This window comes from Acinetobacter johnsonii, from assembly GCF_048551975.1.
In the GTDB taxonomy this organism is placed as follows: domain Bacteria; phylum Pseudomonadota; class Gammaproteobacteria; order Pseudomonadales; family Moraxellaceae; genus Acinetobacter; species Acinetobacter johnsonii_A.
On record NZ_JBIMCF010000117.1, the window covers coordinates 1 to 316 of the forward strand.

The 316-nt window shown below is 40.8% G+C and carries 1 pseudogene; it reads left to right on the forward strand.

The window, feature by feature from the left end:
- A pseudogene (locus tag ACG9ZB_RS16870) lies at positions 1-259 on the forward strand (aromatic acid/H+ symport family MFS transporter); the annotation flags it as partial.
- Positions 260-316: the final 57 nt, after the last annotated feature.

Sequence of the window (316 nt, forward strand, 5' to 3'; positions counted from 1 at the left end):
ATCCATTGGTTCGCAAATGCTGCTTTATAGCTATGTCGCTCAGTACTATCTGCTTGCTGTTCGATCAACTGGGATTGGGTGGTCGTCTGCGATTGGCCGTATGGGTGCAATCATTGGACCAATTTTAATAGGTAGTTTGTTGGGAATGAATTTGCCTGCACACTTTAACTTTATTGCAATGGGTTTACCTGTGTTGTTTACTGCTATTGCGGTTGCACGGATTATGCATTATAGTGACAGCGATAAGATTGATCTTTAAGACGCGTCTATAGCTAAAGCATAAGTTGTGATTCCTTAAAAAGAAAAACCTCCGAAA